General features: G+C 63.0%; 21 protein-coding genes. 9 read left to right on the forward strand and 12 right to left on the reverse strand.

Features of this window, described 5'->3' with window-relative positions:
* Positions 1 to 8: 8 nt before the first annotated feature.
* The gene (mqo, locus tag AC3RCM_RS14840; RefSeq protein ID WP_492628987.1) at positions 9 to 1,628 is read right to left on the reverse strand and encodes a malate dehydrogenase (quinone); all 1,620 of its coding nucleotides are present in this window, start codon (positions 1,626 to 1,628) and stop codon (positions 9 to 11) included.
* 142 nt (positions 1,629 to 1,770) lie between these two features.
* Between mqo and AC3RCM_RS14845 the strand changes: the two genes are divergently transcribed.
* On the forward strand, positions 1,771 to 2,991 hold the full coding sequence (locus AC3RCM_RS14845; RefSeq protein WP_104887527.1) for a putative DNA modification/repair radical SAM protein: 1,221 nt from the start codon (positions 1,771 to 1,773) through the stop codon (positions 2,989 to 2,991).
* Positions 2,982 to 3,830, forward strand: coding sequence for a TIGR03915 family putative DNA repair protein (locus tag AC3RCM_RS14850; RefSeq protein ID WP_104887526.1), 849 nt, complete (start codon positions 2,982 to 2,984; stop codon positions 3,828 to 3,830). The genes AC3RCM_RS14845 and AC3RCM_RS14850 overlap by 10 nt, the downstream gene beginning before the upstream one ends.
* A gap of 62 nt (positions 3,831 to 3,892) precedes the next feature.
* Here the strand turns inward: AC3RCM_RS14850 and AC3RCM_RS14855 are convergent, their stop codons facing one another.
* The 3 genes from AC3RCM_RS14855 to AC3RCM_RS14865 form a co-directional block, all read right to left on the reverse strand.
* Positions 3,893 to 4,864 (reverse strand): 5-oxoprolinase subunit C family protein, encoded by a 972-nt coding sequence (locus AC3RCM_RS14855; RefSeq protein ID WP_014861077.1) that lies wholly within the window; start codon positions 4,862 to 4,864, stop codon positions 3,893 to 3,895.
* Positions 4,861 to 5,748 carry a 5-oxoprolinase subunit B family protein gene (locus AC3RCM_RS14860; protein ID WP_049586156.1) on the reverse strand — a complete coding sequence of 296 codons (888 nt, stop codon included), beginning with the start codon at positions 5,746 to 5,748 and terminating at the stop codon, positions 4,861 to 4,863. The genes AC3RCM_RS14855 and AC3RCM_RS14860 overlap by 4 nt, the downstream gene beginning before the upstream one ends.
* A gap of 92 nt (positions 5,749 to 5,840) precedes the next feature.
* On the reverse strand, positions 5,841 to 6,599 hold the full coding sequence (locus AC3RCM_RS14865; protein ID WP_064490695.1) for a 5-oxoprolinase subunit PxpA: 759 nt from the start codon (positions 6,597 to 6,599) through the stop codon (positions 5,841 to 5,843).
* A 120-nt stretch (positions 6,600 to 6,719) separates the two neighbouring features.
* On the opposite strand from AC3RCM_RS14865, the gene AC3RCM_RS14870 reads away from it, so the two are divergent.
* From AC3RCM_RS14870 to AC3RCM_RS14885, 4 genes are all read left to right on the forward strand, one after another.
* Entirely contained in the window at positions 6,720 to 7,637 is a 918-nt protein-coding gene (locus tag AC3RCM_RS14870) for a LysR family transcriptional regulator (RefSeq protein ID WP_010953821.1), read from the forward strand.
* Positions 7,638 to 7,828: 191 nt separating this feature from the next.
* The gene (treS, locus tag AC3RCM_RS14875) at positions 7,829 to 9,895 is read left to right on the forward strand and encodes a maltose alpha-D-glucosyltransferase (RefSeq protein WP_392522598.1); all 2,067 of its coding nucleotides are present in this window, start codon (positions 7,829 to 7,831) and stop codon (positions 9,893 to 9,895) included.
* 172 nt (positions 9,896 to 10,067) lie between these two features.
* A complete protein-coding gene (locus tag AC3RCM_RS14880) occupies positions 10,068 to 10,697 on the forward strand; it encodes a riboflavin synthase subunit alpha (protein ID WP_088512229.1) in 630 nt (209 codons plus the stop codon).
* A gap of 9 nt (positions 10,698 to 10,706) precedes the next feature.
* On the forward strand, positions 10,707 to 11,408 hold the full coding sequence (locus AC3RCM_RS14885; RefSeq protein ID WP_088512230.1) for a YoaK family protein: 702 nt from the start codon (positions 10,707 to 10,709) through the stop codon (positions 11,406 to 11,408).
* On the opposite strand, the gene proP is transcribed toward AC3RCM_RS14885, so the two are convergent.
* The 6 genes from proP to glaH all read right to left on the reverse strand — a co-directional run bounded on the left by proP (position 11,409) and on the right by glaH (position 19,072).
* Positions 11,409 to 12,911, reverse strand: a complete 1,503-nt coding sequence (gene proP, locus AC3RCM_RS14890; protein ID WP_064490698.1) for a glycine betaine/L-proline transporter ProP — start codon at positions 12,909 to 12,911, stop codon at positions 11,409 to 11,411.
* Between the two features lie 158 nt (positions 12,912 to 13,069).
* Positions 13,070 to 14,044 (reverse strand): porphobilinogen synthase, encoded by a 975-nt coding sequence (gene hemB, locus AC3RCM_RS14895; protein ID WP_020192985.1) that lies wholly within the window; start codon positions 14,042 to 14,044, stop codon positions 13,070 to 13,072.
* Positions 14,045 to 14,205: 161 nt separating this feature from the next.
* Positions 14,206 to 15,099, reverse strand: coding sequence for a PA4780 family RIO1-like protein kinase (locus AC3RCM_RS14900; protein ID WP_064490699.1), 894 nt, complete (start codon positions 15,097 to 15,099; stop codon positions 14,206 to 14,208).
* A gap of 87 nt (positions 15,100 to 15,186) precedes the next feature.
* Positions 15,187 to 16,578: a GABA permease gene (gene gabP, locus AC3RCM_RS14905; RefSeq protein ID WP_064490700.1), complete on the reverse strand. Its 1,392-nt coding sequence runs from the start codon at positions 16,576 to 16,578 to the stop codon at positions 15,187 to 15,189.
* Positions 16,579 to 16,729: 151 nt separating this feature from the next.
* Positions 16,730 to 17,980 (reverse strand): L-2-hydroxyglutarate oxidase, encoded by a 1,251-nt coding sequence (gene lhgO, locus AC3RCM_RS14910; protein ID WP_064490701.1) that lies wholly within the window; start codon positions 17,978 to 17,980, stop codon positions 16,730 to 16,732.
* Positions 17,981 to 18,094: 114 nt separating this feature from the next.
* Positions 18,095 to 19,072 carry a glutarate dioxygenase GlaH gene (gene glaH / locus AC3RCM_RS14915; RefSeq protein ID WP_010953811.1) on the reverse strand — a complete coding sequence of 326 codons (978 nt, stop codon included), beginning with the start codon at positions 19,070 to 19,072 and terminating at the stop codon, positions 18,095 to 18,097.
* 194 nt (positions 19,073 to 19,266) lie between these two features.
* On the opposite strand from glaH, the gene csiR reads away from it, so the two are divergent.
* The 3 genes from csiR to AC3RCM_RS14930 all read left to right on the forward strand — a co-directional run bounded on the left by csiR (position 19,267) and on the right by AC3RCM_RS14930 (position 22,086).
* A complete protein-coding gene (csiR, locus tag AC3RCM_RS14920; protein WP_010953810.1) occupies positions 19,267 to 19,962 on the forward strand; it encodes a DNA-binding transcriptional regulator CsiR in 696 nt (231 codons plus the stop codon).
* A gap of 74 nt (positions 19,963 to 20,036) precedes the next feature.
* The gene (locus tag AC3RCM_RS14925; protein ID WP_010953809.1) at positions 20,037 to 20,717 is read left to right on the forward strand and encodes a response regulator transcription factor; all 681 of its coding nucleotides are present in this window, start codon (positions 20,037 to 20,039) and stop codon (positions 20,715 to 20,717) included.
* Positions 20,695 to 22,086 carry a sensor histidine kinase gene (locus AC3RCM_RS14930; RefSeq protein ID WP_104887523.1) on the forward strand — a complete coding sequence of 464 codons (1,392 nt, stop codon included), beginning with the start codon at positions 20,695 to 20,697 and terminating at the stop codon, positions 22,084 to 22,086. Before AC3RCM_RS14925 ends, AC3RCM_RS14930 begins: the two co-directional genes overlap by 23 nt.
* A gap of 315 nt (positions 22,087 to 22,401) precedes the next feature.
* Here the strand turns inward: AC3RCM_RS14930 and cysS are convergent, their stop codons facing one another.
* Together cysS and AC3RCM_RS14940 are read right to left on the reverse strand one after the other, a co-directional pair.
* Positions 22,402 to 23,784 (reverse strand): cysteine--tRNA ligase, encoded by a 1,383-nt coding sequence (gene cysS / locus AC3RCM_RS14935; protein WP_104887522.1) that lies wholly within the window; start codon positions 23,782 to 23,784, stop codon positions 22,402 to 22,404.
* Between the two features lie 9 nt (positions 23,785 to 23,793).
* Positions 23,794 to 25,497, reverse strand: coding sequence for a glutamine--tRNA ligase/YqeY domain fusion protein (locus tag AC3RCM_RS14940; protein ID WP_003248073.1), 1,704 nt, complete (start codon positions 25,495 to 25,497; stop codon positions 23,794 to 23,796).
* Positions 25,498 to 25,603 lie beyond the last annotated feature (106 nt).

Consider the following 25,603-nt stretch of genomic DNA (forward strand, 5'->3'; position numbering starts at 1 on the left):
TGCAATGATTACCGGCTGGCCACTCCCTGGCTGTCAGCCGGCCTTATCGACTCAGGGCGCTGCGGACTGACAGGCGGCTCAAGCTGCAGCACCTCGTTGGTGTATGCCCACTCCTTCTCTAGCTGATCCGGGTGGTCGTTCAGGCGGATGCCATAGGACGGGATGATCTGTTTGATCTTGACCTGCCACTCGGGCGACGCCACCTTGTTCTTGAACACCTTGTTCAACACATCGAGCATGATAGGCGCAGCGGTCGACGCACCGGGAGAAGCCCCCAGCAAGCCGGCGATACTGCCGTCCCTGGACGTCACCACCTCGGTACCGAGCTTGAGCACGCCGCCCAACGCTTCGTCTTTCTTGATGATTTGCACCCGCTGGCCCGCCTGCCACAGCCGCCAGTCTTCTTTCTTCGCCTCGGGGAAGTAGGTGCGCAGCGCTTCGAAGCGGTCATCGTCCGATTGCAGCACCTGCCCGATCAGGTACTGCACCAGGTCGAACTCGCGTACCCCTACCCGCACCATCGGCCAGGCATTGTGCACGCTGGTACTGGCGAGCAGGTCAAGCAATGAGCCCTGCTTGAGGAACTTGGTCGAGAAGGTGGCGAACGGCCCAAACAGGATCAGGCGCTTGCCATCAAGTACCCGGGTGTCCAGGTGCGGCACCGACATGGGCGGCGCACCGGTTGCGGCAATGCCATAGGCCTTGGCCATGTGGCGCTGGGCGATAGCCGGGTTGTCAGTGACCAGGAACGAGCCACCGACCGGGAAGCCGCCATAGTCCTTGGCCTCGTCGATACCCGACTTCTGCAGCAGCGGCAGTGCCGCCCCGCCAGCGCCGATGAACAGGAACCGGGCATCGGTGGCTGCCTTGCTGCCATTCTTCAGATTCTTGTACTCGACGTGCCAGGAACCGTCGTCGTTACGGGTGATGTCCTGCACTTCGCTCGACAGCTTGAGATCGAAGTTCGGCCGCGTCTGCAGGTAACCCACATACTGCCGGGTGATCTCGCCAAAGTTGACGTCGGTGCCGATCGGCGTCCAGGTCACGGCCAGCTTCTGGTTGGGATCGCGGCCTTCCATCATCAGCGGGACCCATTTGCGGATCTGCTCGTGGTCTTCGGAGTACTGCATGGGCTTGAACAGGGGGCTGGTCTGCAGCGCCTCGTAGCGCTTCTTCAGGAAGCGGATATTGTCATCGCCCCAGACAAAGCTCATGTGCGGGGTGGTGTTGATGAACGAATGCGGGTTTTTCAGCACGCCCTGTTTCACTTGCCAGGCAAGAAACTGCCGGGTCACCTGAAAGGATTCGTTGATTTCCACCGCTTTGCTGATGTCGATCTTGCCGTCTTTTTCCGGCGTGTAGTTCAGCTCAGCCAGGGCCGAGTGGCCGGTACCCGCATTGTTCCAGCCGTTGGAGCTTTCTTCGGCCACCTTGTCCAGGCGCTCGACCATTTCCATCGACCAGCCGGGTTCCAGTTCGTTGAGCCACACAGCCAAGGTGGAACTCATGATGCCGCCGCCTACCAGCAGCACATCGACCTTTCGGGTTTCTGCAGCCTGGGCATTGAGCATAGCGATTGCCCACGCCAGGCCGGCCAGCGCCAATGTTGGCTTGATGGTGATCTTCATAACCTCTCCCATGCCTCGTTGCCCTGCAAGACTCAGCCAAAGCTTAGCTGACGGTTAGGGTCGGGCATGGCTGGCGCAAACTGCTTGCAATCCATCAAATCTCAAAATACTGTATGAATATTCAGTATTGCGAGACAGCGCCATGCAACTCATCGCCAAACTCGGCATCCTTGCCGACGCAGCCAAGTACGACGCCTCCTGCGCCAGCAGCGGCGCGCCCAAGCGTAACTCGCGGGGCGCTGACGGCCTGGGTGCCACCAACGGCATGGGTATCTGTCACAGCTACACCCCCGACGGCCGCTGCGTATCACTGCTCAAGGTACTGCTGACCAACTTCTGCCTGTACGACTGCCAGTACTGCGTCAACCGCCGCTCCAGCAACGTGCCGCGCGCACGCTTCAGCCCCGAGGAAGTGGTGCGCCTGACCCTGGACTTCTACCGGCGCAATTGCATCAGCGGCCTGTTCCTCAGCTCTGGCATCATCCGCTCGGCGGACTACACCATGGAGCAGCTGATCCGTGTGGCCCGGCTGTTGCGCGAAGAACACAGCTTCCGCGGCTACATCCACCTCAAGGCCATCCCCGATGCCGACCCGCTGCTGATCGAAGAGGCCGGGCGCCTGGCCGACCGCCTCAGTGTCAACATCGAACTGCCCACCGACGCCAGCCTCAAGCGCCTGGCGCCGGAAAAGCAAGGGCACACCATTCGCCAGGCCATGGGCGTGATTCATCAGGGCCAGCAGGCCGTGGCCAACGAGCCCAGGGCGCCGCGCTTTACCCCGGCCGGGCAGAGCACCCAAGTCATCGTCGGCGCCGACAGCACCGACGACAGTACCTTGCTGCGCAATGCCGAGTCGCTGTACCAGGGCTACGGCCTCAAGCGCGTGTACTACTCTGCCTTCAGCCCGATCCCCGACAGCCCCGGCAGCGTGCCCCTCGCCGCACCACCGCTGCTGCGCGAACACCGCCTGTATCAAGCCGACTTCCTGCTGCGTGGCTATGGCTACAAGGCTGGCGAGCTGCTGGGCCACAGCGGTAACCTGGCACTGGACATCGACCCCAAGCTAGCCTGGGCGCTGGCCAACCGCGAAGTCTTCCCGCTGGACGTGAACCGCGCGGAACCTGCGCTACTGGCGCGTATCCCCGGCATCGGCCTGCGCAGCGTACAGCGCCTGGTCGCCCTGCGGCGGGAGCGGCGCATCCGTTATGACGACCTGATCCAGCTGCGCTGCGTGCTGGACAAGGCACGGCCGTTCATCGTCACCAGCGACTACCGCCCCGCCCAGGCCGAGCTGCGCAGCGGCTTGCTGCGAGCGCGCTTGAGTGAGCCGCCAGCGCCCGTGCAGATGGGGTTATGGGGGTGATCGCACTCGACTGCGACGACCTGTTCGCCACCTGGCGCGAGCAGGCCCGGGGGTTGTTGAGCCATGGCATCGACCCGTCGGAAGTCACCTGGTCGCAAGGCCCGATGGCTGACCTGCTGGCCGTGCCGGCTGCGCCGCCTGAAGGGCCTGGCCCTTTCCGGGCCAAAGTCCCGGCCGCACTGCTGAGCCAGTTGGAGCAGGCCTCTCGCTACCGTGGCGAGCAGCGCTGGAACCTGCTGTATGAAGTGCTGTGGCGCGTCGCCCATGGCGACCGCACGGCAATGCTGGCCGGTGACCGGCTGGGCAGTGAGCTGCAACGGCGCATCAAGCAGGTAACCCGCGAGGCGCATCACTTGCACGCGTTTGTACGCTTCGTGCCGTTGCCTGAGGAACTGGCTGAGCACTTGCAGCTGGATCTGGTGGCCTATCACGAGCCGGCACACGACATTCTGCACAGTGCCAGCGCGCATTTTGCCGATCGCCTGGGGCGTTTGCGCTGGTTGATTGCCACGCCACAGGATGGCATTCGCTTCGACGGCCAGTCGTTCGACTACCAGCGACAGTGCCCCGAGCCCTGGCGCCAGTGGGCCCGCAACGCCGAAGACCCCGGCGCCGAACTTTGGCGCACCTACTACCGCCACACCTTCAACCCGGCCCGCCTCAACCCGGATGCCTTGCGCCTGCACATGCCAGGGCGGTTCTGGCGGCATTTGCCGGAAGGCATGCTGATACCGCAGCTTGAAGGCCTGGCGCGCCAAGGCAAACAGCGAGACGGCCAAGCCCTTGAGGTGGCCTCGCAAACCGGCAAGACCATCAGCAAGCCTGCGCGCTCGGTGTAGCCGCGGAGCCTGTTGCGGCCCCGTCGAGACACAAGGCCGCAGCTACAGCGAAAACATCATGCTCAGCTGAAGAGCCTGGCCAGGCAGGCCAGCTTCTTCTTGTACGAACGCCGTGCCTCCAGTGCCTGCTCCAGGCTCACCGGCAGGAACCGCGCCTGCTGGTTGGGCTGCATCTGCCCGATCAGGTCGAGGTCGGCGCTGATCACCGTGCCGATCATGGCGTAGCCGCCCCCCGACACTGCATCGCGATGCAGGATGATCGGTTCCAACCCTGCCGGCACCTGGATCGATCCAATCGGGTAGCAGCTGTCGACGATATTGGACGGGTCCGACCCGGCACCGAACGGCTGCTCGCGAGGCTGGAAACTCAAGGCGCTGCCGCCTTTGTAGCGATATCCGATACGGTCCGCTTCGGAGCCAACCGTCCAGGCGTCGGTGAAGAAACGTTGCGCTGCAGCTTCGGTCAGGCGGTGGAAGTACAGCCCAGGCACCACCCGCAACACCACCTCGCCCCCCAGGGCCTGACGCAGGGCCATGGGCAAGCTTGCACCGGCACGGGTCTTGCCGCTGGGCACGCCGACCGGCAGCAGGTCGCCCGCCATCAGTTTGCGCCCATGAAAGCCACCCAACGCGCCCAGCGCGTAGGTGGACCGGCTACCCAGTACCTCGGGCACATCGATGCCTCCGGCCACTGCCAGGTAGGCCCGGGCGCCCGCTGTTGGAAAGCCGAAACGCAACACTTGCCCGGCCCGCACGGCAAACGCAGTGTCCGGGCGCTGCTCGCGGCCATCGAGCAACGCTGGCATCTGCGCACCGCACACAGCGACCAGTGCGTCCTGCTGGAACTCCAGCTCCGGCCCCACCAGCGCACACTCCAGGCCCGCAGCGCCGGCCGGGTTGCCCACCAGGTGATTGGCTGCGCTCAAGGCGTACTGGTCGAGTGCGCCGGACGGTGGGATACCCAGGTGGTAGTAACCTTCGCGGCCCAGGTCCTGTACAGAAGTGGCCAGCCCCGGTTTGAGTACCTTGATCATGCCAGCACCTCCTGCAACGATTTGGGGTAGCCGACCGGGTCGGCGAGGAAGGCGTCCAGGGAAAACGCCACCGGGCGAATGCGCAGGTCGAAGCAGCCATCCTCCACTTCCGCCACCGCCTGGTCGTAGGTGCGGCGGTCGATAGGCTTGAACTGCACGATGTCACCCGGGCGGAAGAACACCATGTGCTCTTTCAGGTAATTCAAGGTCTGCTGCGGATCGTAGATCGGTGCCGGGGTGACGCCGAACATCTGGTAGCCCCCCGCCCCGCGCACCGAGTAGATGCAACCAAAGCAGCCGCCATGGCCCAGGGTGAGCTTGGGCGTGTCGGTACGGGGTCGCAGGTACTTGGGCACCTGCAGCTGCCGCTCGCGCTCGACCATCTGGAACATGAACGGCAGGCCGGCGACAAAGCCCACCATCGACACGAACCATGGCGCGCCACTGTGGGCGGCGATGAAGGCCTCGACATCGGCCAGGCCGTTGATGCGCGCGGCGTACTCCAGGTCAGTGCTGGTCGGGTCCTGGTGGCGATCCCGAAAGCGCATCAGGGTTTCATGGGTCCAGGGGTCGTTGTACAGCACCGGGATCTCGATGATCCGCGTCTGCAACGAACGCTCGGCCACCGCCTGCGCCTCGGCGCCGCGCACGGCTTCGAGCAGTGCCTCGGGGGCGATACGGTCCGGGTCGAAGCGGACCTGGAACGACGCATTGGCCAGGCACACATCAAGTACGCCATCCAGGGCCATGCGCTCCACCGCACGGGTGACGGCCATACCCTTGAAAAAGGCCTCCAGCGACATGCTTTCGCTGACTTCGGCAAACAGGTGCTCGTCGGCGCCGAAGCTGTAACGGATCGGGGTTGTAGCAAGCGGTTCGGCCATGACAGTTCCTTTTCTTGAAATCTTTATAGAAAGGCAGGCGAAAACAAGATGCACGGGCTCCGGCGTGTCGGTTTGCCGGATGCCTGACGGGTTCAGCGCGGTGCCCGCACCACGATGCCGGCCGCATCCAGTGCCCTGCGCGTGGCCTCGACCAGGTCCAGCGCGCCCGGGGTGTCACTGTGCAGGCAAATGGAATCGAATTCGATCGCCAGGTCCTGGCCTTCGACCGTGCGCACCACGCCTTGCCGGCAAGCACGCAGCACCCGCTCGGCAACGGCCTGGGGCTCGTAGCCACGCACATTGCGGGTAAACACGATCGACCCGCTCAGGTCGTACTCGCGGTCGGCATAGAACTCGCGAATCACCGGCTGCCCCAGTTCCTGGGCAATGCGACAGATCACCGAACCTGGCATGCAGAACAGCAGCAGTTCCGGCTCGATCACCCGCAGGTTTTCCACCAGCAAGCGCGCGGCTTCTTCGTCACGCGCCAGGTGCATGTACAACGCCCCGTGCGGTTTGATGTGCTGCAGACGCACGCCCTGGGCACGGGCGATTTCACGCAACGCGCCCAATTGATAGAGCATGTCGTCCACCAGTTCCTGCGCCGAGGCATTGATATGCCGGCGGCCAAAGCCGACCAGGTCACGGAACCCCGGGTGTGCCCCCACAGCAACGCCCAGTGCCTTGGCGCGCTCGACGGTGCGGCGCATGGTGCCGGGGTCGCCGGCGTGGAAACCGGTGGCGATGTTGGCGCTGCTGATGTAGCCCATCAGTTCGTGATCGACGCCATCGCCAATGGTCCACGGGCCAAAGCCCTCCCCCATGTCCGAGTTGAAATCCACTGCTTGCATGACCGCGTCTCCTGGCACTTGTGACTGCATGCAAGCCACGTTAGATTCTCTGCACCCCCTTGGGAAGATCTATAAACAGATGGGGTACCTTCTGAAAAACAGATACCCCGGGAGCCTACCGTGTCACTCACCCTGCGCCAGGTCCGCTACTTCGTTGCCACCGCTGAAATCGGCCAGATCTCCCAAGCGGCGATCCACCTGAACATCTCCCAGTCGGCAGTGACCACAGCCATCAAGGAGCTGGAAGCGATGCTCGGCGTGCTGTTGTTCCAGCGCTCGGCCCAAGGCATGAGCCTGACCGAAGCCGGCCGCCACTTCTTGAACCGTGCCTACGTCATCCTGCGCAGTGTCGACGATGCGTTGAACAGCCCGCTACCGGACGTGCGTGCCAGTGGCCTGTTGCGCCTGGCGGCGAGTTACACGGTGATCGGCTACTTCCTGCCACACCACTTGCAGCGCCTGGAGCACTGGCATCCAGGCGTGACCCTGGAGCTGTACGAGCAGGAGCGCAGCGCCATCGAGCAAGGCCTGCTGGAGGGGCGTTTTGACATGGCGGTGGTGCTCACCGCCAACCTCACCCACCCCGACATCGTCTCGGAAACCCTGTTCAACTCCGAGCGCCGGCTGTGGCTGCCCGGGCATCACCCGCTGTGCGAGCGCTCGGCCGTGAGCCTGGCCGAGGTGGCCTGTGAGCCGTTCATCCTGTTGACCGTGGATGAGGCCGAGCAAAGTGCCATGCGCTACTGGGAGCAGGCCGGGCAACGACCAAGCGTAAGGGTGCGGACCAGTTCGGTGGAGGCCGTGCGCAGCATGGTCGCCAATGGCAGCGGAGTGGCGATCCTGTCGGACCTGGTGCACCGGCCGTGGTCGCTGGAGGGCAAGCGCATCGAGACGGTGACCATCAGCGACCCGGTCACACCGATGAGCGTGGGGTTGGCCTGGCACCGGGAACGGGCATTCAGCCCGGCGATGCAGGCGGTGCGCAATTACTTCCATGATGCGTTTCTGGCACCGCAGCAGTTGTCGGCCCGGCGCTGATCCTGCCTTTGCAGGCCCGGCCTCTTCGCGGGCGCGCCCGCTCCCACAGGTGCAGCGCAAATCTTCAGCGGTATGACAGCCTGTGGGAGCGGGCAAGCCCGCGAAGAAACCAACACCCATCTCGAGCCGAACGTTCAGGCCGCAGCGCCGTCATAACCTGAGCCGGTGCCGACACGCAAAGAGGACGCGAAATGACCCAGCCCGACCCGTCGTACGTCAAATGGCTCGAAGACCGCGCCATGCTCAAGGCCTCCCAGGCGCGCGCCAGCCTGTACTCAGGCCAGTCGCGCCTGTGGCAGCAACCCTATGCCGAGGCCCAGCCCCGCCGCGCCACCGAAATCGCCTCGGTGTGGCTGACGGTCTACCCCGACGCCATCATCGCGCCCGAGGGTTGCTCGGTGCTCGGTGCCCTGGCCCACGAAGCGTTGTGGAAGCGACTGTCGGAGATCGGCGTACAGGGCCTGCACACCGGCCCGATCAAACTGTCCGGTGGCATCCGCGGCCGCGAACTCACCCCCAGCGTGGACGGCAACTTCGACCGCATCAGCTTCGACATCGACCCACTGTACGGCAGCGAGCAGGAACTGATCCAGATGAGCCGCATGGCCGCTGCGCACAATGCCGTGACCATCGACGACCTGATCCCCTCGCACACCGGCAAGGGCGCCGACTTCCGCCTGGCCGAGCTCGCCCATGGCCCCTACCCGGGGCTGTACCACATGGTCGAGATCCGTGAAGAAGACTGGACGCTGCTGCCCGAGGTGCCCGCCGGGCGCGATGCGGTCAATCTCCTGCCAGCGCAGTGTGACGAGCTGAAGGCGCGCCATTACATCGTTGGCCAGTTGCAACGGGTAATCTTCTTCGAGCCGGGCGTGAAGGAAACCGACTGGAGCGCCACGCCGCCGATCACAGGCGTCGACGGCAAGACCCGCCGCTGGGTGTACCTGCACTACTTCAAAGAAGGCCAGCCCTCATTGAACTGGCTGGACCCTACCTTCGCCGCCCAACAGATGATCATTGGTGACGCGCTGCACGCCCTGGACTGCTTGGGTGCACGCGGCCTGCGCCTGGACGCCAACGGCTTTCTCGGCGTGGAAACCCGCGCCAGCGGCACCGCCTGGTCAGAAAGCCACCCGCTGTCGCTCGTCGGCAACCAGCTGATCGGTGGCATGATCCGCAAGGCCGGCGGTTTCAGCTTCCAGGAGCTGAACCTGACCCTCGATGACATTGCGCAGATGTCCAAGGGTGGTGCCGACCTGTCCTACGATTTCATTACCCGGCCGGCCTACCAGCATGCGCTGCTGACGGGCGACACCGAGTTCCTGCGCCTGATGCTCAAGGAGATGCACGCCTTCGGCATCGACCCGGCCTCGCTGATCCATGCCCTGCAAAACCATGACGAGCTGACCGTGGAGCTGGTGCACTTCTGGACACTGCACGCGCACGACATGTACCTGTACAAGGGCCAGACCCTGCCTGGCAGCATCCTGCGTGAACATATCCGCGAAGAAATCTACGAACGGCTGTCGGGGGAACATGCGCCGTACAACCTGCGCTTCGTGACCAACGGCATTGCCTGCACCACCGCCAGCCTGATCGCTGCTGCACTGGGTATTCGCGACCTCGAACAGATTGGCGTAGCGGATATCGAACTGATCAAGAAGGTGCACCTGCTGCTGGTCATGTACAACGCCATGCAGCCGGGGGTGGTCGCCTTGTCCGGCTGGGACCTGGTCGGTGCCCTGCCCTTGCCCGCCGAAGCGGTTGCCGAACGCATGCTCGATGGCGATACCCGCTGGATTCACCGGGGCGGCTATGACCTGGCCGGGCTTGACCCACAGGCAGAGGCTTCTGTGCGGGGCATGCCGCGTGCCCGGGCGCTGTACGGCAGCCTGGACAGGCAGCTGGACGAGAGTGATTCATTTGCCTGCAAGGTGAAGAAACTGCTGGCTGTGCGCCAGGCCTACGGCATCGCCACCAGCCGTCAGGTGCTGGTACCTGAGGTGAGCAGCCCGGGGCTGCTGGTGATGGTGCACGAGCTGCCAGCCGGGCGCGGTATCCAGATCACTGCGCTGAACTTCGGCCAGGACGCGATTGCCGAGGAACTGCTGTTGACCGGGTTCACACCTGGGCCGGTGGTCGACATGATCAACGAGACGGTCGAAGGCGATTTGACCGAGGACGGGCGCCTGATGGTGAACCTGGATCCGTACGAGGCGCTGTGCCTGCGGATCGTCAACAGCAGCGGGCATGTTTGAATCTGCAGTGGCCCTGCCGTCGGCAAACCGGTTTCGCCCACAAGCACGCCGCCTGCCCCGCGCAGGCGCCAGACTCGCAAGCCGGCTTGCCAGCCAGGAAGCCGGTCTTGCATTTACTGCGCTACGGGCATAGCGTTCGGAAGTTTTCTTTTCCGTGCCCAGGAGCAACTCCATGTACACCGGCATCGTCCAGGCCGTCCGCCCTCTGCTTGATGTGACCACCTACCCGGGCCACAACCAGTTCACCATCGACCTCACCCCGGAACTGCTCGACGAGCTGAAAATCGGTGCCAGCGTCAGTGTCGAAGGTACCTGCCTGTCCGTGACCGAAATCAACGGCAGCCAAGTCAGGTTCGACGCCATGACCGCTACCCTCGAACGCACCAATCTGAGCAGCTTCAAGCCTGGCCGGAGCGTGAACATCGAACGTTCGGCGAAGATGAACGCCGAAGTCGGCGGCCACCTGATGGCTGGCCACATCGCCACCACCGCCGAGATCGTCGAGCTGTCGATCAAGGAAACCGGCGCCTTCATCAAGTTCCGCATGCCGCCGCAATGGGGCAAGTACGTGTTCCCGCGTGGTTTCATCGGGGTCAATGGCTGCAGCCTGACGGTCGCTGACGTGGAGGACAACGTGATCACCATCAACCTGATCCCGGAAACCCTGCGGCAGACCACCTTCGCCAGCTACCACCCAGGTGAGCTGCTCAACATCGAGGTCGACCATCAGACCATGGTGCTGGTCGATGTGGTAGAGCGCACCATCAAAGGTACCCTGGCCCGCGAAAAACTGCTGCCCTGAGGCCTGCACATGCTCCCTAACGCCCTCCCCGCGCGCTCAGCCAGGCGTTTGCGCCTGCAGGTAATGCGTGGTCGCGTCGGCCTCGGCCTGGTCGCCGCCCTGTCGGTGCTGGCCGGCATGACCGATGCCATCGGCTTGCTGGCACTGGGCGATTTCGTGTCGTTCATGAGTGGCAACACCACACGCCTGGCGGTGGCCATCAGTGAAGCAGACCTGGCCCTGGTGCTACGCCTCAGTGGCGCGGTACTGGGCTTTGTCGCGGGCAATGCGCTGGGTGTGCTCCTGGCTCACGGATTGCGCCGTCGAGCCTGGCCGGTGTTGTTGGTGGTTGCCGCACTGCTGGCTTTCGCGGCAGCGTGGCCGCTGCCGGCCACCTTCCCTGCGCTGTTGGCGGCCACGCTGGCCATGGGCATGATCAATGCAGTAGTCGAGCAGGTGAATGGCCTGCCCATCGGCCTGACTTACGTAACGGGCGCCCTGTCGCGTTTCGGCCGCGGCCTGGGGCGTTGGCTGCTGGGCGAGCGGCGCAATGGCTGGCGGGTGCAGTTGGTACCTTGGGCCGGGATGTTGCTGGGCGCCGCGCTCGGCGCCTGGTTGCAACAACACCTGGGCCTGCAGGCGCTGGCCGGCAGCTGTGCGCTGGCCTGCGTGCTGGCACTGGTATCGCGGTTCATACCGCGTTCCTGGCAGCGTGGCTACATGCCGCGCTGATCATTCGATACGCGGGTGCTGCTGTGCCAGTTTTTCGCGCTTGGCTTCCAACTCGGCGATCTGCGCATCGATGTCCTCGATCTTCTGCTCGATGTTGTCGTGGTGCTCCTGCAGCAGTTCACGCGCCTCTTCGATGTCTGACGCCGCGGGTGCGGCGCCGCGCAGGGGCTTGTTGGCGGTTTCCTTCATGGTCAGGCCGGTGACCAGGCCGACAGCAGCGATCACCATCAAGTAATAGGCAGGCATGTACAGGTCGTTTGTGGTCTCCACCAGCCACGCAGCGAGGGTTGGGGTAAGGCCGGCGATCAGCACCGAGATGTTGAAGGCGCTGGCCAGGGCGCTGTAACGGATGTGCGTGGGGAACATGGCCGGCAGCGTCGAGGCCATCACGCCGATGAAGAAGTTCAGAAGCACGGCAATGATCAGCAGGCCGGCGAAAATAAGCCCAAGCACCCCACTGTTGATCAGCATGAATGCCGGAATGGCCAAGGCCAGCAGGCCGACACTGCCGACGATGATGAACGGCCGTCGGCCAAACTTGTCGCTGAGCAGGCCGATGATCGGCTGCACGAACAGCATGCCGACCATGATCGCGATGATGATCAGCACGCCATGGTCTTCGCTATAGTGCAGGTTGTGCGACAGGTAGCTGGGCATGTAGGTAAGCAGCATGTAGTAGGTGACGTTGGTGGCAATCACCACGCCGATGCAGGTCACCAGGCTGCGCCAGTGCTGGGTGGCCACCTCCTTGAACGACACCTTGGGCCCGGACGCCAGGCCTTCACGATCGCCCTGCTCCAGCTTGTCGACGTGCTGCTGGAACGCAGGTGTTTCTTCCAGCGCATTGCGCAGGTAAAGGCCGATGATGCCCAGCGGCAGGGCCAGGAAGAACGGCAGGCGCCAGCCCCATTCGAGGAACTTTTCTTCACCCAGCACCGTGGAAATGAGCACCACCACCCCTGCGCCCAGGACAAAGCCGGCAATCGAACCGAAATCCAGCCAGCTGCCGAGAAAGCCGCGCTTGCGGTCAGGCGCGTACTCGGCAACGAAGATCGAGGCACCGGTGTATTCGCCACCCACCGAAAAGCCCTGGGCCATCTTGGCCAGCAGCAACAGGATCGGCGCCCAGATACCAATGCTTGCATAGGACGGTATCAGGCCGATGGCGAAGGTGCTCAGGGACATGATCACGATGGTCGCGGCGAGGATTTTCTGCCGCCCGAACCTGTCGCCCAAGGCGCCGAAGAACAACCCGCCAAGAGGCCGGATCAGGAACGGCACCGAGAAGGTGGCCAAGGCCGCGATCATTTGCACGCTGGGGTCGGCGTTGGGGAAAAACACCTTGCCCAAGGCATAAGCGACGAAGCCATATACCCCAAAGTCGAACCACTCCATGGCGTTGCCCAGCGCGGCGGCTGTGATCGCCTTCTTCATCTTGGCGTCGTCGACGATGGTAATGTCCTTCAGGCCGATTGGCTGGACGCTTTTCTTGCGAGGTTTCATACCCGTATCCCTGTCGATGAATGCTCTAAGGGATCAGATACAACAGGACACTAAATAATTCAGCGCTTACTGTTTTTTTGTGCGTTTGCGGCACTATTCAACGGCGCCCAAAGAAAAGCCGCTGCAATGGCAGCGGCTTTCATGACCAAGGCCTGGCTTCAGATACCTTCGCGCGCCAGGTCCATGGCGAAGTAGGTCAGGATCAGGTCGGCACCGGCACGCTTGATTGCGCCAATGCTTTCGCGCACCACCCGGCCTTCGTCGATGGCACCGGCCAGCCCACCGAACTTGATCATCGCATACTCGCCACTCACCTGGTACGCCGCCAGTGGCAGGCGCGAAGCGGCGCGGATGTCGGCGATCACATCAAGATAGGCACCGGCCGGCTTGACCATCAGCACGTCCGCCCCTTCCTGCTCGTCGAGCAGCGACTCGCGCACCGCTTCGCGGCGGTTCATCGGGTTCATCTGGTAGCTTTTGCGGTCGCCCTTCAGTGCGGTGCCGCCGGCCTCACGGAAGGGGCCATACAACGACGAGGCGAACTTGGTCGAGTAGGCCATGATCGCGGTGTCGTGGAAGCCAGCACCGTCCAGGGCACTGCGGATAGCCTGCACCTGGCCGTCCATCGCCGCCGAGGGGGCAATGAAGTCGGCACCGGCAGCAGCGGCGATGACTGCCTGCCTGCCCAGGTTGGCCAGGGTGGCGTCGTTGTCCACGCCATGGTCATGCAGCACGCCGCAGTGGCCGTGGCTGGTGTATTCGCAGAAGCAGGTGTCGGACATCACCACCATTTCCGGCACGGTGTCCTTGCAGATACGCGACATGCGCGCAACCAGGCCGTTTTCGTTCCAGGTGTCGCTGCCATCGGCATCCAGGTGGTGCGATACGCCAAAGGTCATCACCGACTTGATACCGGCGCGGGCATAGCGCTCGATTTCCTGGGCCAACAGCTTCTCGGGGATACGGTTGACACCAGGCATGCTGGTGATCGGCACGAAATCATCGATGCCCTCTTCGACGAAGATCGGCAGGATCAGGTCTTCAAGGCGGAACTCGGTTTCCTGGAAGATCGTGCGCAGGGACTCGTTCTGCCGCAGGCGGCGGGGACGAACGGACGGGAATTGGTTGGACATGACAGCTCCAGGGAATTTGAACGGCGTATACCTTATGCCTGTCGCGCGCCAGTGAAAAGGCTAAATGACGAGATTGTGTCTTGCGTCAATGGCAACGGCCGGGGTTTGCCTGTGTTGGCCTCTTCGCGGGTAAACCCGCGAAGAGGCGGTACAGGAATAAACTACTGCAGCCAGGGCGGCGTTACCTCCTCTGCCTTGGCCGCCCCATGCTCGGCCTCGGCGCGTGCTGCACGGCGGCGAGCGTCGTCCATCCGGGCGGCGTCGATCTCGCGCATCACCCCGGTTACGTCAGCTTCATGTTCGTCATCCTCGAACACCCCGGTCAACGGGCTGTCGGGCAGCAACTCGCCGGCCTCGTACAACGCCCACATCTCCTGCGCATAGCGGGTGCTTTTCAGCTCCGGGGCAAAGCGCCCGAAATAATGGGCCATGTTGTCCACATCGCGCTGCAGCATGCTGAAGGCGTGGTTGTTGGCGGCTGCATCCACTGCCTGCGGCAGGTCGATGATCACCGGCCCGTCCGGGCCGAGCAGCACGTTGAACTCGGACAGGTCGCCATGCACCATTCCGGCACACAGCATCAGCACGACCTGGCGAATGACGAAGGCGTGGAACGCGCGGGCATCCTCCGCTTCGAGGTGTACGTCGTTCAGCCGTGGGGCCGCATCGCCATCGGCATCGGTGACCAGCTCCATCAGGAGCACGCCGTCCTGGAAGTCGTAAGGCTTGGGCACCCTCACCCCGGCGGCGGCCAAACGGAACAGCGCTGCCACTTCGGCGTTCTGCCATGCATCTTCGGCTTCTTTGCGGCCGTACTTGCTGCCCTTGGCCATGGCCCGGGCCTGACGGCTGTTGCGTACCTTGCGGCCCTCCTGGTATTCGGCGGCCTGGCGGAAACTGCGCTTGTTGGCTTCTTTATAGACCTTGGCGCAGCGTACCTCGCTGCCACAGCGCACCACGTACACAGCGGCTTCCTTGCCACTCATCAACGGCCGTAGTACTTCGTCGACAAGGCCGTCTTCGATCAACGGTTCGATTCTTTTAGGTGTCTTCATCAGGCTGCGTTCAGGGTCCTGGCTTTGTTGGCGGACATCCTCTCACAGCCTGATGCGTCTTGCTCGTCTGTCTTCAGGCCGGACGAATCAGGCGCCCTGCCCCACGCCAGCCACGGCCCCGCCACGCGCCCGGCGCCGGGTCACCAGCACCCCCGAGCACACCACCAACACCGCCAGCACCATCGTCGAGACCACTTCCAGGCGATGATCCGGGCGGAACAGCATCAATACCAGTACACCGCTGATGAACAGGATCACCCCCCAGGTCAGCCACGGGAACAGCCACATGCGATAACCCAGTGTCTTGCCCTGTGCCGTCAGGCGCTGGCGCAGGCGCAGCTGGGAAATGGCGATGACCAGATACACCAGCAAGGCAATGGCACCGGAGCTTGCCATGAGGAAGCCAAATACCTGGGCCGGCACCAGGTAGTTGGCGATCACCGCCAGGAATGCAGCCCCCGTCGACAACAAGACTGCCACCACGGGTGTACCACTGCGGCTGGTTATCTGGGCACAGGCCGGGGCATCACCACGGCGGCTAAGCGAATAGACCATGCGCGAGGCGGTGTACAGCGACGAGTTGAGGCAGCTGGTCACCGACGTCAGCACCACGAAGTCGATGATGGCCTTGGCATTTGGCACGCCGAGGGTGTCCAGCACCGTGACATAAGAGCCTTCGGTCGCCAGGCGTGGGTCGGTCCACGGTACCAGTGCGATGACGATGAAGATCGACAGGATGTAGAACAGCGTTATCCGCCAGATCACCGAATTGGTGGCCTTGGAAATATGCTTGCCCGCCTCGTCGGATTCAGCCGCAGCAATGGTCACCACCTCGGCCCCGAGGAACGAGAACATGGTGATCAGCATCGCGCTCAGCACCGCACCAAAGCCGTTGGGCATGAAGCCCCCCGTATCCCACAAACGCGAGACGCCGCTGACGCCGGACCCCGGCAACAGGCCGAAAATGGCGCAAACACCCAGGGCGATGAAGCTGACGATGGCCACCACCTTGACCAGTGCCAACCAGAACTCGAACTCACCGTAATTCTTCACGCTGAACAGGTTGGTGGCCGTCAGCAGCAACGTGATCACCAACGACAACACCCAGATCTCCAGCTGCGGGACCCAGGAGTTGATGATGGTAGCGGCGATATTGGCCTCGATCGGAATGATCAGCACCCAGAACCACCAGTACAGCCAACCGATGGTGTAACCGGCCCATTTGCCGATGGCGAGGTCAGCGTAGGTTGAAAACGAGCCGGTGTCCGGGGAGGCAACAGCCATTTCAGCCAGCATTCGCATGACCAGCACCACCAGGCCGCCCGCCAGGATATAGGCCAGGATGGTGGCAGGCCCCGCTTCGGCGATGGCGCGGCCAGAGCCGACAAACAGCCCGGCGCCGATCACGCCGGCAATGGACAGCATGGTGACATGCCGGGATTTCAATCCATGACTCAAATTGTTCTTGTGGGTTTGCATGGCGCTACCTTGTTGTTTTTGTCATGCCCACGCAGGGGCCGCCGGCTGCACGTCACCGACGCAGGCGCGAAAAAAGCCCGCCCTGCCCTGAATGGTGAGCAGGGCAGTACGGGTTGAGTAAAACGAAACCGCAGAAGGTGTTACCGGGGGGTCAGCTGGCGGCCCTATGGTTGGCCGACCGGTCGGCCTTGGGGAAGCTGCCGCCCTGCAGGCCAACCTGCTCGCACACTTTCTCGACGATGTAGGCGCCGATCGGTATGGCCGAGGTCGCGGCTGGCGACGGTGCGTTGCACACGTTGACACTGCGCGCGGTGTTGACGAACAGGAAATCGTCGATCAGCTTGCCGTCGCGCGACACCGCCTGGGCACGCACGCCGGCCGGGTAAGGCGTGAGGTCGGCTTTGGTTATGCTCGGGCAGTACTTCTGCACCTGCTTGAGGTACCCACCCTTGAACAGCGAGTTCTTCATCTCGATCAGGCCCGGGCGGAAGTTCTTCGCCAGCACCTTGAGGATGCCGGGCGTGGTCAGGGTCTGGAACAGGTCGCTGGGGCTGACATCGGTCTTGCGGTAGCCCTCGCGCTTCATCGCCAGCACAGCGTTGGGGCCTACGGTGACGGTGCCATCGATCATGCGGGTCAGGTGCACCCCCAGGAAGGGCATCGACGGGTCGGGAATCGGGTAGATCAGGTGGTTGACGATCTGATTGTGCTGCTTGGGCAGCAAGTAGTATTCGCCACGGAACGGGCAGATCACGAACTCGGTACGCAGCCCGAGCATGCCCACCACGCGGTCAGCCATCAGCCCCGAGCAGGTCACCAGGAAACGGCTGCGCAATTCATCACGCTGGGTGCGCACGATCACTTCATTTGCCTGTTCCTGCAGGCCGACCACTTCGGCGCCATAGCGGATTTCGCCACCGGCACGCTGGAACTCTGCGGCCATCGCAGCAGTCACCTGGGCGTAATTGACGATGCCGCTGGACGGCACGAAGATGCCCCCCATACCGACGATGTTGGGCTCACGCTCGCGCAACTCGTCAGCCGACAGCCAGTAGCGTTCCAGGCCATTGGCCGCCGTACGCTCCCACAGCGCCTTCATGCGCTGCATTTCCAGATCGTTGGTGGCTACCAGCAGCTTGCCGCACTCATCGAAGCGAATGCCGTGCTGGGTGCAGAAGGCTTTGGTCGCCTTGTTGCCTTCCAGGCAGAAGCGCGCCTTGAGGCTGCCGGGGGTGTAATACACGCCGGCGTGGATCACGCCGCTGTTATGGCCGGTCTGATGGCGGGCCGGGCCAGACTCTTTCTCCAGCAGGAGCATCTTCGCGTCCGGGTAGACCTTGATCAGGTGCATGGCCGTGGACATGCCCACAATCCCGCCGCCAATAATGATGAAATCGTACACAGCCTTACCTCACACGCAGGCATTGCCTGGCAGGCTCACCAAAGCCCGCACGGGGCCTGGTGGCATAGTTTTGTGCAAAAACGCGTGGGCGGGCGCCCGCCCCGCGCCCTGTCATTATTGCCCGCGCTGGTACAGCGGCTTGGGGAAGGCGACGTAACCACGCTGGCGCATCAGTTCGCGGCGCAGGCCCTCGTGCGGGGTGAAGCGATCGCGGCCATGCAGCCAGAACAGGTTGTTGATCAGCAGGAAACTGCCTACGCCTACCGGTACCGAGACCTTCTTGCCGCTGCCTTCCAGCGACTCGGACAAGGCGTTCAGCCAGATACCTTCCTCGTAGTTTTCCGGCTGCACGAACTGGTCAATGTAGCGCATGGTCGGCCGGCCTTCGGCATCAGTGTCGAATACCGAATGGAACACATCTTCGGCAACCTTTTTGCTCGGCGGTGCGGTCCAGCGCATTTCGCGGCGGGCCAGAGGGTGACGGAAGAACGCCTCGCACTGCTCCCAGTCGTCCAGGTGCAGCAGCAGCGAGTTGCCGCCTTCCATGTTCTTTTCGTCGATCTTCAGCATCAGCACGTAGTCGGTGATCTGGTTCACGAACGTGCCGTCGTTGTGCAGCTCCATGACCCGGTGGGGCTGGCGCAGGTAGCTGTCGGAGTTGTCGCTGTTGACCACCACGAAGCGCGCATAGAACTGGCCACTCATGGCGTCATAGTTGGAACGGCCGATCAGGTGAGCGCAGGCGGTGGTGAACTTGACCATGTCCTCGGCCTGGCTCACGTCATCCAGGCCGATCGGGGTGATCAGCATACCGCCTGTGGCACGGTCGAGGATGGTGTTGAGCAGCACCGGACGCAGCGTGCCCTGGCACAGCTCGTCAAGGATTTCGCCTACACGAAAACGCAGGAACGACTTGTACTCCAATGCCTGCACCGGCCATTGGGCAACGGCCTGCACGAACGCTTCGACGGTTTCCCGGGCAAAGGTCAGTTCCAGCAGGCGCGGCGACTGTTTCGAGGGGGCGATGGTGTAGCCCTGCGGTTCGAGAGGCAGTGGCATGACAAGTTCGTCGATCTGCGTAAAGGCGTTCATGGCAGTGTCCTGGCTAAAAAGTAGGTGGCGCCGTCCGGTCATGACCTGGATCAGTGCGGGCGAGGTAAAAATATCGCCACTAACTTAAAATGTCTACATTTTTATGTTTCAGCGACAATTATCGTGTTTGTCCATTGTTTTTCGTCGGCAGAGGGTTTCGGTATGATCGGCAAAACGTTTTGAGGAACAGGATCTTGGAAGCGCTCGCCCCCCGACAAAACTCAGCATTCAGCGGGTATGAGAGGCTCAAGAAGGACATCATCCGCGGGGTGTTCAAGCCCGGTGAAAAGCTGTTGATGAGCACCCTCAAGGAACGCTACGACCTGGGTGTGGGCCCGCTGCGCGAAGCACTGTCGCAACTGGTGGCCGAGCATCTGGTCAACGCGATCAGCCAGAAAGGCTACCGGGTAGCGCCCATGTCGCTGGATGAGATGAACGACATCTACGACGCCCGCGCCAACCTGGAAGCGATGATCATTGCCTTGGCCATCGAGCGCGGCGATGACGCCTGGGAGGCATCGGTGCTGGCCCACTCGCATACCTTGGCCAAGGTGGTGGAAGTAAAAACCCGCGAGCAGCGGCTGGATGTGTGGGACGAGCGGCACAAGGCGTTTCATACTGCCATTGCCTCGGGCTGCGGCTCCAAGCACCTGCTGCAGGCACGCACCTACCTGTTCGACCAGGCCGAGCGCTACCGCCACCTGTGGCTGACGCAGACGGTGTTTTCCGAAGAGGCGCTGGCGCTCAAGCGCCAGGAGCATGCGGCACTGGTCGAGGTGATCCTCGCCCGGGATGCCAAAACCGCCAGCGCCATGATGCGCTCGCACCTGATGACACCGGTACCGATCATTGCGCAGATCATGCACGCCGAAGGCATCGGTGCCCGCTAGATGAATTTTTCTTAAATCGCCGGTTGTCTATTCTTTGGCACAATCAGATCTCCATTAGATGCCCAGGAACCAGCATGCCTCGCGTACTGACCATCGAAGACGACGCCGTCACCGGCCAGGAAATCGTCGCCGAACTGACCAGCCACGGTCTGGAAGTGGATTGGGCCGACAATGGCCGTGAAGGCCTGGCCAAAGCCATTGCGGGCGGCTACGACCTGATCACCCTGGACCGCATGCTGCCCGAGGTCGACGGCCTGACCATCGTCACCACCCTGCGCAACCTCAAGATCGCTACGCCGATCCTGATGATCAGCGCCCTCTCCGACGTCGATGAGCGGGTGCGCGGCCTGCGTGCCGGCGGAGACGACTACCTGACCAAGCCGTTCGCCTCCGACGAAATGGCCGCGCGAGTCGAGGTATTGCTGCGCCGTAACAGCGTACCCACGACCCAGACCCGCTTGCAGGTTGCCGATCTGCAGCTGGACCTGATCAGCCACGAAGCGCGCCGCGGTGACAACACCCTCAACCTGTTGCCCACCGAGTACAAGCTGCTGGAGTACCTGATGCGCCACAGCGGCCAGGTGATCACGCGGATGATGATTTTCGAGGAAGTCTGGGGCTATCACTTCGACCCGGGCACCAACCTGATCGACGTGCACATCGGCCGCCTGCGCAAGAAGATCGACTCACCCGGCCAGTCGCCGCTGATCCGTACGGTACGGGGCTCCGGCTATGCCATTGCTGAACCCGTCTAAAGGCTGGAGTTCTTCTACCAGCCGCCTGCTGGCGCTGTACAGCTTTCTGTTCGTGGCCTGGAGCAGCATCCTCATGGGGGTGCTGTACTTCGAGGTCTCCAGCTACCTGAACAAACTCACCCGTCATTCCATGCTGCAGCGCCAGCACCTGTTCGCCCACATGAGCGGCAAGCAACTGGACGACGCCCTGATTGCCAGCCAGGCCTTCGAGGAGCGCAGCTTTGACGCCTACGGCCTGTTCGATAGCCAGCTCAACCCGATTGGCGGCACCGTGCGAGCCCTGCCCCCAGAGCTCAGACTGGATGGCAAGATCCATGAGCTGGAACGCTGCCTGGATGCCGACGACCCACGCATGCCCCGCGACAGCTGCGACGCGGTGGCAATCAAGGTACAGGATGGCCGGTGGCTGGTGCTGGTGCGTGACAATGGCTCGCTGTTCGTGGTTACCCGAATCATCCTGCACGCCCTGCTCTGGGGCATCTCGCTGACCCTGATCCCGGGTTTTGCCGGTTGGTACCTGCTACGGCGCAGGCCGCTCAAGCGTATACGGGCGATCCAGGCCCAGGCCGAACTGATCGTCGCCGGCGACCTGACCCACCGCCTGCCACTGTCGGCCCGCCGCGACGAGCTGGACATGCTTGCGGCGATCGTCAATGCCATGCTCGACCGTATCGAACGGCTGATGCATGAGGTCAAGGGTGTGTGCGACAACATTGCCCATGACCTGCGCACACCGCTGACCCGCCTGCGCGCCCAGCTGTACCGTATTCGCCAGCAAAGCGACGTGGATTCTGCGCAAGCCGAAGCGCTGGACCAGGCCATTGGCGAAACCGACACCTTGATGGCGCGCTTTCGCGGGTTGTTGCGCATCAGCGAGCTGGAAGACCGCCAGCGCCGCGCCGGCTTCATCCAGCTTGACCCGCATGAGCTGCTGGTAGAACTGCATGATTTTTACCTGCCATTGGCCGAGGATGGCGGCATTCAACTGCAATTGCACCAACCTGCGCAGCTACCGGCGTTGCACGGCGACCGCGAACTGCTGTTCGAGGCCTTGGCGAATCTGGTGGGCAACGCGATCAAGTTCACGCCCGAGGGTGGTCGGGTGCGCATCACCGCCACGCAGGATGACAGCGGCGTGCACATGGCGATCGAGGATAGCGGGCCTGGTATTCCCGAAGCCGAGCGCACGGCTGTACTGAAACGGTTCTATCGCAGCGATGAGGGCCACCGCCATGCCGGCTTCGGGCTGGGGTTGTCGATCGTGGCAGCGATCGTCGACCTGCATGGGTTCGGGCTGGAGATCGGCGAAAGCGAACTGGGTGGGGCCAGGCTGGTATTGCACTGCCCGCTTGCGGGTTTAGGCAAATAAAAGCTGGGGCTGCTTTGCGGCCCTTCGCGGGCATGCCCGCTCCCACAGGATTGGCGCGACATTTCAAGTGTGCGCTATCCCTGTGGGAGGCCACCGCCATGCGGCTTCGGGCTGGAGATCGGCGAAAGCGAATTGGGTGGGGCCAGGCTGGTATTGCACTGCCCGCTTGCGGGCCTAGGCAAATAAAAGCTGGGGCCGCTTTGCGGCCCTTCGCGGGCATGCCCGCTCCCACAGAGATAGCGCACACTTGAAATGTCGCGCCAACCTGTGGGAGCGGGCATGCCCGCGAAGGGCTGCAACGCAGCCCCAGTTGCTTTAGTCAGCCAGGCGCCAGGTAGTCGTGCCCTTGCTGTCTTCCAGCACTACACCCATGGCGGTCAGCTGATCGCGAATGCGGTCGGACTCGGCCCAGTTCTTGTCCGCACGCGCCTTCAGGCGCGCCTGGATCAAGCCCTCGACTTCAGCCGCATCGACCTTGCCTTCGGCACCAGCACGCAGGAAGTCATCGGCCTCCAGTTGCAGCACACCCAGCACATCACCCAGCTCGCGCAGTCGACCGGCCAGGCCAGCAGCAGCCTCCACGTCGCTGTCGCGCAGGCGGTTGATCTCGCGCACCAGGTCGAACAGGACGGCACAGGCTTCGGGGGTGCCGAAGTCGTCGTTCATCGCCACGCTGAAGCGCTCGACAAACGCTTCGCCACCCTTGGCCGCCACCCGTGGCAGGCCGCGCAGGGCGTGGTAGAAGCGCTCCAGCGCGCCCTTGGCGTCACGCAGGCTGTCTTCCGAGTAGTTGATCGCGCTGCGGTAGTGGCTGGCCACCAGCAGGTAGCGCACCACCTCCGGGTGGTACTTCTCGAGCACGTCGCGGATAGTGAAGAAGTTGTTCAACGACTTGGACATCTTCTCGCCGTTGATACGGATCATGCCGCAATGCATCCAGGCGTTGGCGTACTGCTTGCCAGTGGCCGCCTCGCTCTGGGCAATCTCGTTCTCGTGGTGCGGGAACTCCAGGTCGCTGCCGCCACCGTGAATGTCGAAGCTCTCGCCCAGGCAGCAGGTGGACATGACCGAGCACTCGATGTGCCAGCCCGGGCGACCCGGGCCCCATGGCGATTCCCAGCTTGGCTCGCCCGGCTTGACGCCCTTCCACAGGACGAAGTCGAGCGGGTCCTGCTTGGCTTCGTCGACCTCGATGCGTGCACCGATACGCAGGTCTTCGATCTTCTTGCGCGACAGCTTGCCGTAGCCGACGAACTTGCCGACCCGGTAGTACACGTCACCATTGCCTGGCGCGTAGGCGTACCCTTTGTCGATCAGGGTCTGGATCATCGCGTGCATGCCAGCGATATGGTCGGTGGCACGCGGCTCCTGGTCCGGCGGCAGAATGTTCAGGCGGCGCTCGTCTTCGTGCATCGCGTCGATCATGCGGGCAGTCAGGGCGTCGAAACTTTCGCCGTTCTCGTTGGCCCGGTTGATGATCTTGTCATCGATGTCGGTAATGTTGCGCACGTAGGTCAGCTCATAGCCACTCTTGCGCAGCCAGCGGGTGACCAGGTCGAAGGCCACCATGCTGCGGCCATGGCCCAGGTGGCAGTAGTCGTACACGGTCATGCCGCACACGTACATGCGCACCTTGTTGCCATCCAGCGGCTTGAAGGTTTCCTTCGCTTTGCTCAGGGTGTTGTAGATGGTAAGCACGGCGGTTCCTCAGCTGCCCCAGGAGTCACGCAGGGTGACAGTGCGGTTGAACACCGGGCGGCCCGGCTGGCTGTCTTTCAGGTCGGCGCAGAAGTAGCCTTCGCGCTCGAACTGGAAGCGGTCCTCGGGCTGCGCCTGGGCCAGCGACGGCTCGGCACGGCAACCGCTGAGCACTTGCAGCGAAGCAGGGTTGATGTTGTCCAGGAAGCTGCCGCCCTCCTCGGTCTTTTCCGGGTTCGGCGAGCGGAACAGGCGGTCGTACAGGCGCACTTCGCACTCGACGCTGCCTTCGGCCGGCACCCAGTGGATCACGCCCTTGACCTTGCGGCCTTCAGGGTTCTTGCCCAGGGTGTCGGGGTCGTACGAGCAACGCAGTTCGACGATGTTGCCGTCGGCGTCCTTGATCGCTTCGTCAGCACGAATCACGTAGCTGCCGCGCAGGCGCACTTCACCGGCCGGTTCCAGGCGTTTGTAGCCCTTCGGCGGTTCTTCCATGAAGTCGTCGCGGTCGATGTACAGCTCGCGGGAGAACGGCAGCACACGCACGCCCATGTCTTCCTTCGGGTGACGTGGCAGCTCAAGCTGCTCGACCTGGCCTTCCGGGTAGTTGGTGATGACCACCTTCAGCGGGCGCAGCACGCACATCGCGCGTGGCGCGGTGCGGTCCAGGTCGTCACGGATGCTGAACTCGAGCATCGACATGTCGACCACACCGTCGGAACGGTTGGTGCCGATCATTTCGCAGAAGTTGCGGATCGAAGCCGGCGTGTAGCCACGGCGACGGAAGCCGGACAGGGTCGACATGCGTGGGTCGTCCCAGGCGTCGACGTGCTTCTCGTCCACAAGCTGCTTGAGCTTGCGCTTGGAGGTAATGGTGTAGTTCAGGTTCAGGCGGCTGAACTCGTACTGACGCGGGTGTGCCGGCACCGGCAGGTTGTCGAGGAACCAGTCGTACAGCGGACGATGCCCTTCGAACTCCAGGGTGCAGATCGAGTGGGTAATGCCCTCGATGGCATCCGACTGGCCGTGGGTGAAGTCGTAGTTGGGGTAGATGCACCACTTGTCGCCGGTCTGGTGGTGGTGGGCATGACGAATGCGGTACAGGATAGGGTCGCGCAGGTTCATGTTTGGCGAGGCCATGTCGATCTTGGCCCGCAGCACACGCTCGCCGTCCTGGAATTCGCCAGCCTTCATGCGGGCGAACAGGTCGAGGTTTTCTTCCACGCTGCGCTCGCGGAACGGGCTGTTCTTGCCCGGCTCCTTGAGGTTGCCGCGGTATTCCTTGGCTTGCTCAGGGGTGAGGTCGCAGACGTAGGCCTTGCCGCGCTTGATCAGCTCGACCGCCCAGTCGTGCAACTGATCGAAATAGTCGGAGGCATAGCGCACGTCGCCGGCCCAGTCGAAGCCCAGCCACTTCACATCGCTCTGGATGGCGTCGATGTACTCCTGGTCTTCCTTGGCCGGGTTGGTATCGTCGAAACGCAGGTGGCAGACGCCGCCGAATTCCTTGGCCAGGCCGAAGTTGACGCAGATCGACTTGGCGTGGCCGATGTGCAGGTAACCATTGGGCTCTGGCGGGAAACGGGTGACGATGCTGCTGTGCTTGCCCGAGTCCAGGTCGGCCTGGATGATCGGCCGCAGGAAGTTCGCAGGGACAGCGGGGGCGCCTTTGGCAGCGGCGTTGGGCGCGTTGTCGGCAGTGGGCTTGCTCATAGGATCCTTGAATGCGTGTGTCCAGCCTGGGTAGGCCGATTGAATCAAAGGGCCTATCATAGCCGAAGCAGTCAAGCTGCTGACAGCCGCGCCCGGACAAACTGAT

The sequence above is a fragment of the Pseudomonas sp. GW823-FHT05G12 genome (assembly GCF_058795575.1).